Source organism: Sphingomonas sp. CARO-RG-8B-R24-01 (assembly GCF_022662295.1).
Lineage (GTDB): Bacteria > Pseudomonadota > Alphaproteobacteria > Sphingomonadales > Sphingomonadaceae > Sphingomonas.
Genome location: NZ_JAKNQI010000005.1, coordinates 139,301 through 157,558, shown reverse-complemented (window position 1 = coordinate 157,558; position 18,258 = coordinate 139,301). Strand labels below are relative to the sequence as shown.

General features: G+C 64.4%; 9 protein-coding genes. 4 read left to right on the top strand and 5 right to left on the bottom strand.

Going from position 1 to position 18,258, the window contains the following annotated elements:
* Position 1: 1 nt before the first annotated feature.
* From L8G49_RS11840 to L8G49_RS11825, 4 genes are all read right to left on the bottom strand, one after another.
* Complete coding sequence (locus L8G49_RS11840; RefSeq protein ID WP_242185909.1) at positions 2-1,309, bottom strand: HlyD family type I secretion periplasmic adaptor subunit; 1,308 nt, start codon at positions 1,307-1,309, stop codon at positions 2-4.
* 11 nt (positions 1,310-1,320) lie between these two features.
* On the bottom strand, positions 1,321-3,039 hold the full coding sequence (locus tag L8G49_RS11835) for a type I secretion system permease/ATPase (RefSeq protein ID WP_242138895.1): 1,719 nt from the start codon (positions 3,037-3,039) through the stop codon (positions 1,321-1,323).
* A gap of 2 nt (positions 3,040-3,041) precedes the next feature.
* On the bottom strand, positions 3,042-4,475 hold the full coding sequence (locus L8G49_RS11830; RefSeq protein WP_242185908.1) for a TolC family protein: 1,434 nt from the start codon (positions 4,473-4,475) through the stop codon (positions 3,042-3,044).
* A gap of 96 nt (positions 4,476-4,571) precedes the next feature.
* Positions 4,572-12,671 (bottom strand): peroxidase family protein, encoded by an 8,100-nt coding sequence (locus tag L8G49_RS11825; protein WP_242185907.1) that lies wholly within the window; start codon positions 12,669-12,671, stop codon positions 4,572-4,574.
* 276 nt (positions 12,672-12,947) lie between these two features.
* On the opposite strand from L8G49_RS11825, the gene L8G49_RS11820 reads away from it, so the two are divergent.
* Entirely contained in the window at positions 12,948-13,691 is a 744-nt protein-coding gene (locus tag L8G49_RS11820; protein WP_242185905.1) for a hypothetical protein, read from the top strand.
* 89 nt (positions 13,692-13,780) lie between these two features.
* Here L8G49_RS11820 and L8G49_RS11815 read toward each other — a convergent pair whose 3' ends face one another.
* Positions 13,781-14,560, bottom strand: coding sequence for an SDR family oxidoreductase (locus L8G49_RS11815; RefSeq protein ID WP_242185903.1), 780 nt, complete (start codon positions 14,558-14,560; stop codon positions 13,781-13,783).
* Between the two features lie 248 nt (positions 14,561-14,808).
* On the opposite strand from L8G49_RS11815, the gene L8G49_RS11810 reads away from it, so the two are divergent.
* The 3 genes from L8G49_RS11810 to L8G49_RS11800 all read left to right on the top strand — a co-directional run bounded on the left by L8G49_RS11810 (position 14,809) and on the right by L8G49_RS11800 (position 18,231).
* Entirely contained in the window at positions 14,809-16,527 is a 1,719-nt protein-coding gene (locus L8G49_RS11810) for a beta-xylosidase (RefSeq protein ID WP_242185901.1), read from the top strand.
* Positions 16,528-16,778: 251 nt separating this feature from the next.
* Positions 16,779-17,054, top strand: a complete 276-nt coding sequence (locus tag L8G49_RS11805) for an HU family DNA-binding protein (RefSeq protein ID WP_242138888.1) — start codon at positions 16,779-16,781, stop codon at positions 17,052-17,054.
* A gap of 298 nt (positions 17,055-17,352) precedes the next feature.
* On the top strand, positions 17,353-18,231 hold the full coding sequence (locus tag L8G49_RS11800) for an aldose 1-epimerase family protein (protein ID WP_242185899.1): 879 nt from the start codon (positions 17,353-17,355) through the stop codon (positions 18,229-18,231).
* Positions 18,232-18,258 lie beyond the last annotated feature (27 nt).

Here is an 18,258-nt window from a genome sequence, read left to right as displayed (position 1 = left end):
CTCATTTCTCGCGGAACGCATTGTCGGACAGCTTGCTGAACGGCGTCAGCAGATAGCTCAGGATCGTGCGCTTGTGCCCCAGCAAGTCGATCTGCGCGGTCATACCAGCACCGATCGGCAAGGCGCTGCCGTCCGGCGCCTTGAGGGACGCGTCGTGGGTACGAACGCGGATCGTGAAGTGGCTTTCGCCGCTCCGTTCATTGACCGTCGCGTCGGGCGAAATGCCCTCGACCTTCGCGTCGAGGCCACCATAGACGTAATAGTCATAAGCGGTGAGCTTGACCGTCGCGCGTTGGCCCGGATGCATGAACGCGATATCCGCCGGCTTGACGTCCGCCTCGACGACCAGCGTATCGTCCTTCGGCACGATCTCGATCAACGGTTCACCCGGGCGTACGGTGCCTCCCACCGTCGCAACCAGGACGCGGTTGACCGTGCCCGATATCGGCGCGCGGAGCACGGTGCGGCGCACCCGGTCCTGCAACGCCGGCAGTGCCTCGCTCTGGTTGGCCAGTTCCGCGCTGCTCTGCGTCAACTGTTCGACCGCCTGCGCGCGCTGTTTGTTGCGGACGCTGCGCAGGCCCGATTGCGCCTCGGCAACCGCCGACCTTGCCCGGCGGATCGCGAGGACGGCTCCGTTCGCGCCACCGCGCGCCTGGGATTGTGCCGTTTTCGCTCGCAGGAGCTCGATCTGGGGTTCGATGCCCTTGTCGACCAACGGTGAAATCATCGTGACTTCGCGGTCCGCCAGCGCCGCTCCCTCCGCGCGCATCGCCGAGTCGACCTCGGCCTGACCCAATGCACGTTGGGCCTGGTCCAGCTTGGCCTGCTCGACCGAGCTCGCCGCGGCGAGCTCAGCCAATTGCGCCGAATAAAGCGATCGCTCGGTAGCGACGAGCTGGGGCGCGGCGGCGACCAACGCCGGCGGAAAGACCGGCTCCGTGCCGCTGACTTCGCCCTTCAACCGCGCGACCCGTGCCACGAGCGCATTGTATGTTTCCGAGGTCTTCCCGAACTCAGACGCAAATTGCGTGCTGTCGAGTTCGAGCAGTGGTTGCCCGGCGGTCACCGTGACACCCGCCTTGACCAGGATCGTCTTGACCACCCCCCCTTCGAGATTGGAAACGATCTGCAACTGGCGCGACGGGATTACGCGGCCGGTTGCCGTCGCGGTTTCATCGACCTTGGCGATCGCGGCCCAAGCCAGCAACGCACTCGTGAAGGCAGCGATGGCCCAGAACAGATATTGCGACGCCTGGCTGGGCCTGGCGGTCGGGCTGGCGAGGGTCGCGACGGCGGCAGACGACATGGCGGCTTCCTTCAGTTGACGGCGACGGATTTGAGCACGTCGTCGCGCGGACCGGCGGCGACGATCTTTCCGTGGTCCATGATGATGACACGGTCCGCCAACCGCAGCATGGATTGGCGGTGCGTGACGAGGACGACGGTCTTGCGCTGCAGCTCGGTTTCGAGCCGCGCGATCAGCGCGTTCTCGGACTGGATATCCATCGCGCTGGTCGGTTCGTCGAACAACAGGATCGGATGATCACTGGCGAGCGCCCGCGCCATCGCAATCGACTGCCGCTGACCGCCCGACAACCCTTCGCCGCGATCCGCGAGCTTCAGATCATAACCGTTGGGCATCTGGCCGATGAAATCATGCGTTCCCGACACGCGGGCCGCGCGGAGCACCGCGGCGTCGTCGACCGCGCTGTTCCCCAGAGCGATGTTCTCGCGGACCGAGCCGGTCAGGAGGAAGACGTCCTGCAGCACCGCGCCGATATTGCGTCGGAGATCCTCCGGATGAAGCTGGCGGACGTCGGCATCGTCCACGAGCACGGCGCCCTCGCTTGGCTCGTAGAGCCCCAGGATCAGGCGCGCGATCGTCGATTTGCCCGACCCGACCCGGCCGACGATCGCCACGTGTTCGCCGGGCTCGATCAGGAAACTCACGTCGTCGAGCGCGCGGACCGTGCTGCCGGGATACCGGAAGATGACGTTGCGGAACTCGATCGTGCCGTCGAGTTTGGGTCGACGCAGGTAACGGGTATCGTCCCGCGCCTCGCCGCCGCTTTGCATCAACTGGTCGATATGGGCGTAGGCCGAGCGCGTGTGGCTGATGCGGGTCAGCAAGCTTGCGATCTGCCCCAGCGGGGCGACGCAGCGGCTGCCGAGGATCGATGCGGCGATGAGGCCGCCCATCGTCAACTGGTGATCGGCCACGAGATAGACGCCGAGGATGACGACCCCGATGTAGCAGACCTGTTGCGCGGACTGCGCGACGTTGATGGTGACCGCGGCGACCAGGCGCTGCTTCAGCGACGATGCCGCATGATCCTCGACCGCCTGCGCCCAGCGGCGCGCCATCAAAGGACCGGCCGACGACGATTTGATCGTCTCCAGCCCCGAAATGGTTTCGACCAGCACGCCCTGCTTCGACATGCCCTGCGTCAGCCCCTTGCCCGCCAGTTCGCCAAGCGACGGCTGCGAGAACAGCCCTACCCCGATCACCGCCGGAACGAGCGCGAGCGGGACGATGACGACCCACCCGCCGATCGCCCAGATGACGGTCAGGAACAACAGGATGAACGGGACATCCACGATCGCGACGAGCGTCGCGGAGGCGAAGAAATCCCGCAGCGATTCGAATTCGCGGAGCAACCCAGCAAAGGCGCCGTTCGATCCTTTGCGGCTTTCCATGCGCATCGACAGCATACGGTCGAAGATCGCGGTACCGACAGTGGCATCGATCCGCCGCCCCGCGATATCGACGAAGTAGCCCCGCAGCGAGCGCAGGACGAAATCGAACACCAGCACGATGCCCATCCCGACCGACAGTGCAATCAGGGAGTCGGTCGCGTTGTTCGGGACGATCCGATTGTACACCGTCATCGAGAACAGGCTGGTCGCCAGGCTGAACAGGTTGACGAGCGTGGCGGCCAGCGCGACCTGCAGATACAGGCCGCGGCTCGCGCGGATCGGGTCCATCAACCATGCCGCCAGGCGCGGCTTGTGCAGGACGATCGGGTGTTCGGTCATCGTCATCGGCTCCCTGAAGACTCGTTGGAGACAAATTGAAGCCCAGCGAGCGGCAGAATTTCGCCCGTCCGCGTCAGCAGCGTGTACCGCGCGACGTCGACATCGATCGTCGCCTGCAGATAGCTGGTGGCGGCGACGAAATAGTCCTGTTCCGCGCGCAGCAACTCGATCAGCGTGCCGCGCGAGACGCGGAATTGCTCGGCATAGGCATCGCGGACACGGCGATTGGCGATATAGGCCGCCTCCAGCCGCGCCGATGTACGACCGAGCGCCTCGAGGTCGGTGAAGGCGACCCCGGCGTCGCGATCGGCCTCGCCCTCGACCCGGTCCGCGATGAAGTCGGCGGAGCGAGCCTGCGCGCTGGCCTGATCGATCAGCCCGCGCTGATGGCCGCCTGCAAACAGGCTCTGCCGCAGGACGATGGTGCCCCGAACTTCATAATCGCTGCTGGTGAAAACGTCGTAGCGCGCGCCGTTCACGCCCGCCGACAGGCGCGGCAGGCGGTCGTCCCGCACCGCGCGATAGTCCCGCCGCGCCGCTTCCGCGCGATGCCGCGCGACCTGAACGCTGGGCGATTTGCTGGCGAGCGCCTCGGCGGCATCCCGGCTGCGGGCAAGGCTGCTGCTCGGAAGCGGTCGATCGAGACGGTTTGGCGGTTCGTCCTGAAAGACTTCCCGGTAGCGATTGCGCGATTGCGCGAGTTGCCGGTCGAAGCGCGTCCCCTGCGCCTGCGCGTCGGCAAGCATCGCCTCGGCGCGCGCAATATCGCTGATCGGCCCGACACCTTGCGCGGCCCGCAACCGAACGTCGGCCAGTATTTCGGTCTGCCGGGTCACCATTGCGGAACTGAGGTCGCACAGGGATTGATAGGCCAACACGTCGTACCAGGCGGCAATCGCCCGCAAGGCGGTTTCGGCGGCGACGCGTTCGACCTCGGCACTTGCCGCCTTGATCCGGTCGTTGGCAGCGGCGATCCGGTTGCCCGTCGCGCCGAAATCGAACAGGAGCTGGTCGCCCGTGACGGTCAGGTCGGTCCTGATCCGCGGCTGCAGGCTTTCGACGATCGCGGTACGACCGGCGAAATCGCGGGAGAGGACGCGATTGTAGAGCAGTTGCGTGTCGAGCTTGGGAAACAGACCCGAGCGAACCTGGGTTCGCACCGCCTTGGTCGCCTGCTGGTCGGCGATTGCCGACTCGACCGACGGATGGTGTTCGACCGCTGTTCCCAATGCCTGCAGGAACGGTCGCTCCGGCGCCGCCGTATGCGCGAAACGCAACAGCGGGTCCTTGGTGAAGTCGATGTCGAGCGGCGCTCCGCTGGGGGGTGGAAGGAGAATGGGATCAGGCGTCGTTGCGCCTGCCCCCGATACGATCACCAGCGAAGTAAGAAGGAATGCTGCAACCCCGATGTGCCAATAGTGGCATCCACGCTTCATTATTGCTTCCCCATTTGACGAACGCCGCGCCCCGTCGCGGCAAAGCCGACACCGCCGCGATCCCCGCCGCCCGAAGCGGGGACCGCGACGGTGGCGTCAGACGATGAAGTCGACCGCGAGCGGCCCGGTCAGATTGGTGGGCAGATGGCTGACCTCGAACACCCAGTCCTGGCCGGCCTGGTAGCCCGCGATGCCATTGCCATCGATGACCAGGAACGTGTGCCCCGCCAGTGTTCCCGCGGTCGGCGTGAAGAATTCCGCCGAATTGGGTTGCAACGCACCGTTGAAGATCGCCGCCAGATTGGCGTTGAAGGTAGCGGTGCTGAGCGTCCCGCTAGTGATGGTGGGCCGATACGTGTTCCACACATCCACGGCGCCGGGCAGGACGATCTTGTCCTTGGCGAAGTCAAAGTCTGCGAGGAAATCGTAGTTCGTACCGGTGTTCGTACCGGTCGACTCCGAGACCGCGTTGTAGACGAAGCGGTTGCTGCCGCCACCGCCGCGAAGCGTGTCGGCACCGGCGCCGCCGACGATCGTGTCGTTCCCCGCGGAGCCCGTGATGATGTCGTTCCCCGCGCCACCGTTGATCGAACCGATGCCGGTCAGGGTGATGCCCGTGAAATCATAGGTATCGGCGTTACCGGTGCCGTTGATCACGACGTTCGCGAATGCCCCCGCCGAAATCGTTTCCACACCATTGGTGGCCAGGTTGAAACTCGTCCCCAGACCAATGACGACATTGTTCTGCGAGGCGACGATGGTGTCGTTGCCGATCCCACCGAAGATCGCATCGACCCCGCTATTGGCACCGATCAGGAAGGTGTCGTTGCCGACGCCACCGTATAGCGTGTCGTCGCCGGAGCCGCCGTCGATCGTGTCGTTGCCGGCCGACCCGGTAATGGTGTCGCTGCCCCCGCCGCCGCTGATGACGGTAATTCCGGTGAGCGTCGTGCCACTGAAATCATAGACGTCCGTTCCGTTCGTGCCGGCGATCGTTACCCCTGTGAAGGCCCCGGCGGAAATCGCCTCGATACTGTTGGCTGCCAGCGAGAAACTGGTCCCCAGCCCGATCGTCGCCCCATTCGCCGTGGCAAGGATCGTATCCGCACCAGCGCCGCCGTAAAGCGCGTCGACGCCGCTGTTCAGGCCGATCAGGAACGTGTCGTTCCCTCCCCCGCCGTAGAGCGTGTCGTTACCAGCGCCACCGTCGATCACGTCGGCGCCGGCCGAGCCGGTGATGGTGTCGGCGCCCCCGCCGCCATTGATCGAGGTGATGCCGGTCAGCGTGACCGTCGAAAAGTCGAGCGTATCGGCGGCGTTGGTTCCGGCGATGGTAACCCCGGCGTGGCCGTCCGCCGTGATCGCCTCGACATTGGCGATCGACGACAGTGCGATCACGGTATTGTCGGCAATCGCCTTGATCGTGTCGCTGCCCGCCCCGCCGTTGACCGCGACCGCGGCCGTGGTGCCACTGAAGACGAAGACATCGTCGCCCCCGCCGCCGCCCAGCGTGTCCGTACCTCCGAGACCGAAGACCAGGTCGGTCCCGGCGGTTCCGATGGTGGTGTTGGCACCTGCCGTCCCGATATAGGCGGTCTCGGTCGAGGCTACCGTGTGCTGCCCGAATGGATCGGTATAGGTTACCTGGAGCCGGACGAACTGGTTCGCCTGCGCCGCCGTGGTGGTCAGGGAGGCTGTGGTCCGCCCCGCGATATTGGTCCATGCGGTGCCGTTGGCCGACGACTGCCATTGATAGCTGAGCGTCAGCGCGCCGATCACGTCCGGGTCAGCAACCGTGCTGGTCGCGTTGAGCGTGACGGCCGCCCCGTTGATCGAATAGCTCGACAGGTTGAGGCTGCCCGTCGCGGCTTCGTCGACGTTGACGACGCTGACCTTGATATCCTGCATCGTTGCGCCGGCGGCATCGCTCGCCTGCACCACGACGTCGTAGATATTGCCGCCGCCCGCGGCGAGCGGTGCCTCGAAATTGGGTGCTGTGCGGAACGAAAGGGCGCCCGTCGTCGCGTTGATCGTGAACAGCGCCGCGTCGGCGCCGGCGCCGGCTCCGGTAACGATCGAATAGCTGACCGGAAGCGTCGCTACCGCCGCCACCGTTCCAGCGAGCGTCGTGTTCTCGTTGAGCGAGAAGGTCGCCGGGGACTGGAACACCTGCGTCGACAGGTTGAAGACCGTGCCGGTCCCGGTGGTCTCGTTGAAATTGAACTCGAGCGCCTGGATCCCGACCAGCAGGTCGGTGCCATCGCCTGGCGTGATACCATCCGCCAGCAGGCCGGTTGGCCCGACCGGACGATGATCGTGAACCAGCAAGGCCGAAATGACATGGCCGCTCGCATCGGTGACGGTCACGCTCTTGATGTCGTAATCGGTGAAGGCCCCGGTATAGGCCGCGATATTCGCTGTCCCGTCAGTCCCGTTGTCGCCGAGCACATAGTCCTTGTAGGCGCGCGATTGCAGCAGCGTCGTCAGGTGCTTCTCGAAGCTGACCCCGGCGAAGCCGTCGGCGACGACGGCGGCGTTCGCCGCGTCGAGCAGGCCGTTATGCTGCAGCGTCGCATCGTCATAGATGCGGTGGCTCGCCCCTTCGGCATTGGTCGAGAAGTCGTTGGCCGCCTGATAGGCGTCCGTCGGGTGCGAGGGGCTGGCGTAGGTGCCGATCAGGCTGTCGAGCCGGATCGATCCGCCGATGATCACATCGTTGCCACCGCGGCCCATGATCACGTCGTTGCCCGATCCGCCGACGAGCCAGTTGTCGCCATGGCTGACCGGTGTCGCGCTCGGATCGGCCGGGCTGTCGCCGTAGAGATGATCGGCGTTCTTGGTGCCGATGATCCCTTCCATCTCGAACCAGACATCGCCCGTCGTCGTTGCAGCGGTAATCCCCGGAGGCAACGGCGTCTTGTCCCTGGGCAGCTGGCTAACCGCCGCCTGGTTGGCGAGATCGCCGACTAGGCCGTTGGTGCCGGTCTGCTGGCTATAGTCCGCAAAATCGAACCCGTCGTCGGTGCTGGTGCCATTGGCGTTGGTCGCGGAGTCGCCCCCGATCAGCACGTCGCCGCCGCCGCCGTTGCCGGCGACATCGGCGATATCGCCGGGACGCAGGATGTCGTCGCCGCTGCCGCCGAACAATTGGTCGACGCCTGGACCGCCGTCGAGGATATCATCGCCATTGTCGCCGTTGAGCGTGTCGACCCCGGTACCGCCGTTGATATAGTCGTTCCCGTCGCCACCGAAGACGGTCGGGTCGGTATCCTGACCACCATAGATATAGTCGTCGCCGACGCCGCCGAAGATCTTGTCGATGCCGATGCCGCCGAAGATATGATCGTTGCCCGCGCCACCGATCAGCTGGTCGAGACCGTTGACGCTCGAACCCGAGGATTCACCGAAGATCCAGTCGTCGCCGGTGCCGCCATCGATCAGGTCGGGCGCGTCGCCGCCGACCAGATAGTCGTTGCCGTCACCACCGTAGATCGAGTTGTGCCCCGCATTGGCGTTGCCGCCGTAGATGATATCGTTGCCGCCATCACCGTAAGCGGTGTCGTCGCCAATCCCCATCTGGATGAAGTCGTCGAACTTGGTGCCGACGATCACTTCAGCAGAATTGGCGCCGCCATCGATGCTGCCGTCCTTGTTGACCGTCGTGGCGTCGGGGCGCGCATCGTAGATGTAATTCTCGCCGAAGCTGATCACCGGCGAACCCGGGGTGGTGTCGTCGCCGAATGCCAGCGTGACATTGTGCCGCCCGATGTTGCCGTTGAGCGCAGTGGTCGCCGCATCCTCGGAATAGATGCCGACGCCGTGCCCGCCGACGCTGTTCAACCCATTGTCGCTGGTCAGGCCGTTCGTGTCCGCCGCATGCGCATCGATGATCGCACCATATTTGTGCTGGTCCGCGCCGAGATAGACGAACGACGTCGGCGTGGCGCTGGCGACGCCGTTGGCGTCGGTGTTGGCGTCATAATAGAGCGGCTTGCTGCCATCGGCCAACGCCGCGTTGGTCCAGGCCATCGTCGTCCGGTCGAAGACCTTGACGTGGTTGGCGTCGAACAGGTCGGTGACCTGTTGCCCCCACAGGTCGTAGATCGCCCCGGTCTTGACGACCGTGGAATTGAAGACACCCGGCGTCGACCCGGACCACAGATGCGTGGCCGCGTCGAACACCTTGACCCAGCTGCCGTCGGATTTGGACCCGGCGTACAGATCGCCCGCCTTGGTCGGATCGCTCAGATCGCCGGTCGCGACTTTCGCGGCGCGACCCTGGTCGTAATATTCGTCCGCATAGGCAAAGATGTTGCCGTTGAGATGTTGCGTCCCGGTATTGCGCTCGACGATGTCCTTGAACTGTTCGTTCTGGATTTCATTGCCGAAGGACGTGTTGACCAGCCGCTGGAGATAATAGAAGCGGTCGCCGTCCATCAAATTCTCGATCTGGTTGACGAAGATCGCGTCGAACGTTTCACCGAGCAGGCCGCCGGCGACATGGACTTCGGCAAGGCCGCCGATCCAGAGGTCGATATGATTGACCCCGTCGGCAGGATCGCCGACGCCGATGTTGTTCATGAAATTGTGCGCGTAGAGCTGATCCCAGCCGTTGGTCGCGGCGATCGCCGCCTCGCTGTCGGACAGCGTCTGCCCCGCCTGCAAATTCGCGAGATCGACGATCGTCGAAGCCTTGGCCAGATCGCCATCGAAGGAATAGGCCGCGACGAAATCGGCGATCCTCTCAGGGTGGACCATATTCTGCTGGAACGCCGCCCAGCTCGTATAGACCTGCCCGATCCCCGCTGCCGCCTTGAACGCGTTGAGCGTGGGCAGGCCGATATCGCGACCGCGCGCGATGTTGATCGCGCCTAGATCGAGCGGTTGCGCGAGCAGCCCTTCGTTGAGGCTTGGCGTCACGATCTGGTCGACTTCGTTCATCAGCTGGCGCGCCGCACCCTGGACGACCGCGCCCGCACCGACGGTTGCGAACTTGCCGGGGTTGAGGAAGGCTTCCTCCAGCGCGTAGCTCATGATCTTGCCCGTGACGCCTCCCGCCGGATCCATCGTGTCGAGCGTCTCGCGCAGCGTCGAATGGCCGAAGCGATACGCCGCCTGCCCGAATTCGAGCGAGATCGCCGCGTTGCGCGCGGTGCTGACGCCGGCGAACTCCTGGATGTTGGGCGACACGGCGCGGGAGAATTGATCGACCGCGACATGCTGATACTCCATCTCGACGGTCACCTTGGCGCCGTTGAAGACGGTATCCTGGTTCCACGAGAGCAACCCGTTCGCATCGGTGTAATTGCCTGCCGCGGAGATGCCGTTGGTCACCACGCCGCCCTGGATCGTCGCGGACACCGTATTGTCGACCATGACATAGCCGGCAAAGTGATGCTGAGTGTCTGCCTGCGCCGTCGCGAGGGTGGTGCTGGCAGCGTAGAAGTTCCCGTCGGTATCGCGTGCCAGGACGCCGCCGGTCGCCTCGAAGTGGTTACCTGTCCCCTTCGCGTCTTTGACGCTCGAGACGAAGCTGTCGGTGATCGTCTGGTTGGTTACGGCAACCGCGGTTTCCCAATTGTGCACGGTCGTGTGATTGGGGTTGAGGCTGGTGCCGTTCAGATGATCCGACGCGGTCGCCTGCGCGTCGAGGCTGGCGATCGTCGCCTCGAGGTTCTGCACCTGGAAGCCATGCTCCTCGTGCCAGACTTGATGAATCGCGGTCAGGCCGAAATTCTCGTTCGCGCGCCCGTCGCCGGCGACATAATGGTCGCCGACCGAATCCAGCAGCACTTCCCCGACCGCCGCGTGCACCGCGTCGCTGATCGGCGCGCCGGGCGCGTTGAAGAGTGTCTTGGTGATGCTGAAATCGGTGAAGTTGACCCAGGGCGACAGGGCCGCAACGCCGGTATAGGTTCCCGCACCGGGCAAGCCCGCCGCGACGGTGAGCGTCACGACGCCATTGACGATCGCAAGGCTGCCGACTCCCGCAAGGCTCGCGTTGAGCGTGGCGATCGCATCGAGCGCAAGCGCCGACGTGAGGTGTGCGCCGTCCACGTGCGGGTTGATGTCGATCAGAAGCGGTTCGGCGCTGGAATGTGTGATCAACCCGGTCAGGTCGACCGGTCCAGCCTTGGTCGGGTCGACCCAGTGCAATTGTCCGCCGATCACCGTCGTTCCGTTGACGGTCTGGCCGTCGAGGTACGCGACCTCGGTCCCCGTGCTGTCATAATAGCCGACATGGCCTTGCGCATCGCGATGCCGGAGCGCGTCGGTCACGTCGTCCCACGTCAGCGCCGTTCGTCCGGTCGCCGTGACCGCCGCGCGCAGTTCGTTCAGCGTCGGCAGCGTGGCGGTCGTCGCTGCGCCGAATGCGTTGGTGTACGATACGGTCTGGTGCCCATCCAGCAACTTGGCGCCCGCGACATACTGCCCCGGGTGGTTCGGATCGGCCACCCATTCGCGCAGGATCTGCGTGACGTCGCTCGCCGAGCCGTACGTCTGGCTCTGGTCGATATAGGGCGACGAGTGGTTGATGTAGGTCGGGTTCTGCGGCGCGAGAACCGCGCCGACCGTGGAGTTCTGCGTCGCCCCGCCGAGCGAAGCGATGTCATCCGCGGTCCCCCAGACGCCATCCGCGCCCGCGCGCGACAAGGCGAGACCATTGGCATCCTTCACCGCGACACCGTTGGCATCGACCACCGAATGCGCCGGGTCGTGTCCATCGAGGACGTTCCCCGCGGTATCCTTCAGCCAGGTATTGTCGACGGTCGCGCGCGTGATGGTGATCGACGTCGTCGGCCGTCCGTCGTTGCCGATCACGCCGTAGAGCGGATCGTTGACCGCGAGCGGGATCGTGATGTTGACGCTATGTCCCTGCCCGTCGACCGCCGCCTTGCCGATGAAGTCGAGGCCATGATCGAAGAACTGTCCGAACAGCGCGAGAAACTGGTTGTTCGGTGCGTTGCCGCCGATCGAGGCGATATTGCCGTAAAAATATTCGTGATTGCCGAACCCGGTGATATTGTTCGCATCGGTATTCTGCTTGTCGTGCTGCCCGACGGTCGCGAGCGTCCCATACCCCGCGCCGCTGTACAGGTTGGCATCGCCGTTGGGCGTGACGCCTCCCGACCCATCGGGCTGCCCCGGCTGCAGCGGAACCGACGTATCGACGATCGCCGCGCCGACGACCAGTCCGCGGGTATCGATCGTCTTGCTCGCATCATATTGGAACGCCTGGAGCTGCGCCGAGGTCTGTCCCGAATAATAGACCACATGTCCCTTGGCATCGTGCATCAGGACGACGCCGTCGCCGCTGAGATAGTGCCCCTTGGCGTCATAGGTCACATGGCCGCCGGTGGTGACGGTCTCGCTGATCATTCGCGGGGTGTAGTCGACGACGCTCTTGCCCGGATTGTAGCTCGCCATGTCGAGCCCGGTGGTCGTGCCTACGGTCTGCGCCGCGGTGATCTTGGCAGCCAGGCCGGGGTGATAGGTCGGGTCGAGCTCGCCGCCCGAAAGATAGCTCGATGGCGCCAGTGGCGTCGTGACCGGCGCGCCCGCAGCATGGGTCCCGGACGCGTCCGAAATCATCGTCTGGACCGTCAGCGTCTGGCTCAACGTATTGGTCGACACGACGAGATGATGTCCGTCCGTCGTCGTCGTCGTCGTCGCCACGACACTGTGATCCAACGTATTGTACGTGACCGTCACCGTGCCGTTGCCGACCGGAACCGTGGTGGTATGGCTCGTCAGCGGGCCATCACTGGCGACGGCGCTCTGGCTGGTGGAGGTCGAGACTGCGCCCAGCACCTGTTTCAGGTAATGATTAAAATCCGCCGCCGACTGCCGCGTGAACGGTTGATTGGCCGCGCCCCAGAATTGCTGGCCAGGCAATAGGTTATTGTAATTTCCTGTTACGTAGCGCAGCCCCGCGATGTCGACATACCCGCTGTACGATGCGCCATACAGCGCGAGATTGGCGCTGATTTCCGTCGGCGTCGGGACATGCTGCCCGCCATTGGTCGGATCTACGATCAGCGTACCGTTTGCGTCGTAAACCGCACTATCGCCGGTCCAGTTGATGACCACAACCAAGACGCCGTTCGCATTCTTGGTGAATAGCGGGCGAAAGTTGATCTGCGCCAACAGAAATTCAATGTCGGAAAGATTGAAGGAGAATGTCCTCAGCGTCATCGAACTGATCCCTCTATAGAGCTAACACATGGTCGATCGTTAGCCGAACGGCATCTCTTGCCGCTCGACCTATCCACTACACACTCTCTATTGACGGCCCCTCTGCCCCGAAGCACGTTCTTGTGAGTTTATGCCCGATTCGGGGGTAGTGCCGCATCCGTTAAACAGATGATGCCGGAAATGATTTTCCGCCGCGCCGAAGGAGCATGGATCGCAGCGTTGATCGCGCACACGCTTGGTTTCGCGCGCGGCTCGGTCGAGAAAGAGGTCATTGGTATGTTTACGCGTACTCGGTCCCGCACTGCCCCCGCCGAGATCGGCTGGGCACTCATGCCGACTGCGGCAAGCCTGATCTGGGACGCGCCATCTGCGTTCGACCGCAAGGTGGCCAAACCGCAGTCGGCCAAATCCGTGCAGTTATGCCCCGCCGCAATTGATTTCGACGCACGCAACATCGTCGTATCCTGTCCGGTCGACCTGCACCTGCGCTTCGATTTCGATCCCAAGGGCCAGCCGCATCTGGTCAATATCGATGGACCGCAAAGCACCGTGCGTTCGAAGGCGCTCAACCAGATGCTCACCGTCGTGGCCCGCAATGAATGGCGACATCCGGATCGACCAATCATCCAGATCGTCACGCCCTATGTGTTTCTCTCTGACACGCCGGCCTGGTTGAACCAGTTTCCACCGTTCCTGGATTATGGGTCACTCGCCATGCCGGGCTTGATGATCGGCGGGCGGTTCCCGGTCCACATCTGGCCGCGCCAGCTGATGTGGGCGTTCGAGTGGCATGATGTGACTCAGCCGTTGAAGCTGCGACGCGGTCAGCCGTGGTTTTATCTCCGCTTCGATACCCCCGACCCGGATCGTATTCCACGCCTCGTCGAGGCGGTCCTCGTTCCCGACGTGAAGGCATATATCAACAGCCTCAGCGGCGTGGCCAATTACGTCAATCGCACGTTCGCGCTGTTCTCTCGCGCGCAGCACCGACGGCCCAAGCGGATGCTCGTGAAGGCGTGAGCGGTCCGCGTCCTCGGGCGTTCCGCGGATGGGGTCGTCGCTTTCTTCGTCAGCCAGGGTCCGGCCATGCGCCGCGTTCCCCCGGTGGCTCACATCAAGGTATCGATCACGCCCCCGTCGACGCGAAGAGCAGCCCCCGTCGTGGCCGACGCCAAGGGCGACGCGAGATAGACGACCATATTCGCCACTTCTTCGACCGTCGCCGCGCGCTGGATGATCGAGCTGGACCGGTGCTTCTGCACGAACGCCGCGGCGACGTCCGCGATCGGCTTGCCGGATCGGGCACGCTCCGTCTCCAGCATCGCCTCGACGCCCTCGGACAGTGTCGGGCCGGGCAGCACCGAGTTCACGGTCACGCCGGTGCCGGCCATCCGCTTCGCAAGCCCCCGCGCGAGAGCAACGTCGGCGGTCTTGCTGACCCCGTAATGGATCATCTCGACTGGAATGTTGAATGCCGATTCCGACGCCAGCAGGAGGAAGCGCCCCCAGCCTTTTGCTTCCATCCCCGGCAGATATGCTCGCGCCAGTCGTACGCCAGCCATCACGTTGACCTGCCAGTGCCGGTCCCAGGTGGCGTCGTCGGTCTCGAAGAAGTCGGCAGGCTGGAAGATGCCAAGATTGCTGACGACGATGTCCGCCTGCGGCACCGCAGCGAACAGGAGATCATGGCCCTCGACGCTGCCGAGATCGGCGGCTACGCCGCGCGCACTGCCGCCGATCCGCGCGACCGCGGCGTCGACCTTTTCCGGCGTTCGGCCGTTGAGCACCACCGCCGCACCCGCCTTTGCAAGCCCCTGCGCGATACCGAAGCCGATGCCTTCGGTCGAACCCGTGACGAGAGCGGTCTTGCCTTGGAGATCGATGTTCATGGGTACGTCCTTTGATCGCTGGAGCTGAAAGCGCGCGCCAGCGAGATGGTGTGGCTTGCTCCGATCTTGTAGCCCCGATCGCATGAGCGAAGCCGCGGCCGGCAACGCCCTCTCGGGCTGCCCAGGTGCGCCGCATCCCAGGAACGGGCGGCAGGCCGCCTGCCCTGGCGCGTTGCGCCTTTCCGTCCAAGCGCTTGCATCAGTCCCGTCGTCAGCATCCTCCACGGGCATGGGCAGGTGGTGACACAATGAAACGGCTTGGAATGATGACAGCCGCGGCGATGGCCGTCTGCGCACCCGCCTGCGCCCGTTCCGATCCTGGCACCCCAAGTTTTCCGGTCACCATCGCGATCGATGCAGGCAGTCCGGGAAAGCCCGTCGACCCGGTCTGGCGCTTCTTTGGTGCGGACGAACCCAATTACGCAACGATGAAGGACGGCCGCAGCACGTTGGCGACATTGGGTTCCCTCGCCCATGATCGCGTATACTTCCGAACCCATAATCTGCTGACGTCGGGCGACGGCACGCCTGCCTTCAAATGGGGGTCCACCGGCATCTATTCCGAAACTCCGGACGGGCGGGCGATCTACAACTGGAGCGTTGTCGACCGGATCTTCGACACGTACCGCGCCCGTGGGGTCAAACCCTATGTCGAACTCGGCTTCATGCCGCAGGCCCTGTCGACCAAGCCCCTCCCCTATCAACACGACTGGCGACCGGGCAGCGGCACGTTGCGGACCGGTTGGGCCTATCCGCCGCGCGATTACGGTCGTTGGGAGGCGCTGATCCACGCGTGGGTGCTGCACTGCATCGCACGCTATGGCCGCCAAGACGTGGCAAGCTGGTATTTCGAGACCTGGAACGAAGCCAATTTGCCGCAATATTATTGGGGTGGCACGCGCGAAGAGTTCTTTCGCCTGCACGACGCTGCCGTCCGTGGCGTGCGGCGGGCCTTGCCGGAGGCGCGGGTCGGCGGACCGGACAGCGCGGGCGCCGGTGACGATTTCCTCGCGGCGTTCATGGCGCACGAGCAAGCGGCCGGGATGCCCCTCGACTTCCTCTCCTTCCACGCCAAGGGCCAGCCCGAAGTCATCGCGGACGCGAACGGCCGTCATGTTCGCATGGGCTTGAACGCGCAGCTGAAGGCGGCCGATCACGAGTTCGCCGCGATCGCCGCGAACCCTGCCTTCCGGAACACGCCCATCATCATCGGTGAAGCGGACCCGGAAGGCTGTGCGGCCTGTCAGGGTCCGGCCAACGCCTACCGCAACGGCACCCTGTACTCGAGCTATACGGCCGCCGCGTTCCCGCGCCTGTTGGCGCTCGCGGGGCGGCGTGGCCTGCATCTCGAGGGTATCCTGTCCTGGGCATTCGAATTCGAGGATCAGGCGCCGTTCGCCGGTTTCCGGCAACTGACCTCGAATGGCATCGATTTGCCGATCATGAACCTCTTCAAGATGTTCGCCAAAATGACGGGGCGGTATCTCCCGGCCACGTCCGACCATCAGGTCGCGTTGGACACGGTACTGCGTGACGGCGTGCGCGACACCGCGGACGTCGGCAGCGTCGCCAGTCTCGACGGAGACGCCGTTTCAGTTCTGGTCTGGCACTATCACGACGACGATCAACCCGGACCAAAGGCCGAGATACACCTCCAACTGCGCCGCTTGCCGCGTGCGTTCGCGCGGGGCGTTGCGCTGACGCAGTATCGGATCGACGCGGACCACTCGAACAGCTTTGCCACCTGGCGCGCGATGGGATCGCCGCTGGCCCCCACGAACGAACAGCGGGCGGCGTTGCTGAAGGCCGCTGAGCTTGCGACGATGGACCCGGATCCAGAACAACTTCGCGTCCATGGCGGTATTGCCAGCCTGGCGTTTGCCCTGCCGCGACAAGGTGTATCGCTGCTGGTCATGACCCCGGTGCCGCGCGCGGCAGCACATCGATCGGTCGCTGTCGACCACTAGCGAAACGGCGCGAACGCTGGGGCTTCGACAGCACCATGGTCGAAGCGATTGCGGACGTTCGGAACCCGGCCGCCCATTTCCGCATCCGGACTTCAGTGAGCGGGGCGCATGCGGTCACGGGTTGACCGATCCCGTCTGTGCGCTTCCAGCACCACCCACCGCAAGATCGTGCCTGGCGGCGAAGAGCGACTGGTCACGACGCGCTCGGCCCGCTAGGGGGCCGGCTCCCTATCACAGACAGGACATGTCCCATGAACAATGCCGAGCTGAACGAGAAGATCGCGACCGCCAACGACATCTCCAAGGCAGACGCCAAGGCGATCGTCGACAGCGTCTTCGCAGCGATTGCCGAAGCGGCGCAGGCCGGGGAAGAAATCGCGCTTGCCGGGTTCGGCAAGTTCAAGGTCAAGGACAGCCCCGCGCGCGAAGGCCGCAACCCGTCGAACGGCGAGACCATCCAGATCGCGGCATCCAAGAAGCTCGGCTTCGCGCCCGCCAAGGCGCTCAAGGATCGTCTGAACGGCTGATCGGTCGTCGAGCATCGGGATCCCGAGCGATCCCGATGCTCGATCGCCCTTGCCGACACCGCGCGCAATTTGATCCTACGACCGGGCACGCCGCCACCGCGGCTGAGATCCGCGGTCGGCATCCACGGACAGGCGTAAGCCCCATCGGTTCACGAGACCGGGACGCGATCCCTCCGGCGAGCGCGCGGCATGATGAACAATAATTCATTCGTGTTTTCGAGACGTTGCTGGCTTTGTCGGGGCCGCCCGTCATCCGGCCCGCTCGCGCGGTCGATGACATCTGACCCACGGGAGCAGCATGTCGGTGGAATTGCCAACCATCTCGTCCGGGGGGATCTCTGCGGGCATCTCGCAGCTTGGTGCGGAGCTCCAGTTTCTGCGCGACGGGCATGGCCGCGACTTGCTGTGGGATGGTGATCCCGCGGTCTGGCATGGGCGCGCGCCGATTCTGTTTCCGGTGATCGGCTTGCTCGAAGGCGGATGCTATCGGCTCGACGGCCAGCGCTATGCCATGCCCAAACACGGTTTCGCACGCCATTCGACGTTCGATATCATAGACCAGGCAGCGGACGCGGTGACCTTCCGGCTGTCGGCATCCGAGCAGACTCGCGCCGTCTATCCGTTCGCGTTCCAGCTGGACATCCAGTTTTGCGTGTCGGCAACGCAGCTGCGCGTCACGGCAAACATCGCCAATCTCGGCGACGTTCCGATGCCGGCAAGCTTTGGGTTCCATCCGGCGCTACGGTGGCCGCTCCCGTTCGATCAGCCGCGTGCGATGCACACGATCCGGTTTGCGCAGGACGAACCTGCGCCGATCCGCCGGATCAACGCAGACGGTTTTCTCCTGCCCGATCCGCAGCCGACGCCCGTTTCCGGCGATACGCTGGTACTGCGCGATGACCTGTTCGTCGCCGATGCGGTCATATTCGATCGCCTGAACAGCCGCAGCGCAAGCTATGGTCCCCCGGTCGGTCCCCGGCTGGCGATCGACTTCGCCGATTTCCCGACGCTGGGGATGTGGACGAAGCCGGGCGCCGACTTCCTATGCATCGAACCATGGCAAGGCTTCGCCGATCCGGTGGGCTACGCCGGCGACCTTCGTGACAAACCCGGCATCCTCGAGATTGCGGCGGGATCGAGCAAGCGGCTCGCCATGTCCCTCGCCCTCACGACCTGATGACATCCCCGCACAAAGGAGCAAAGA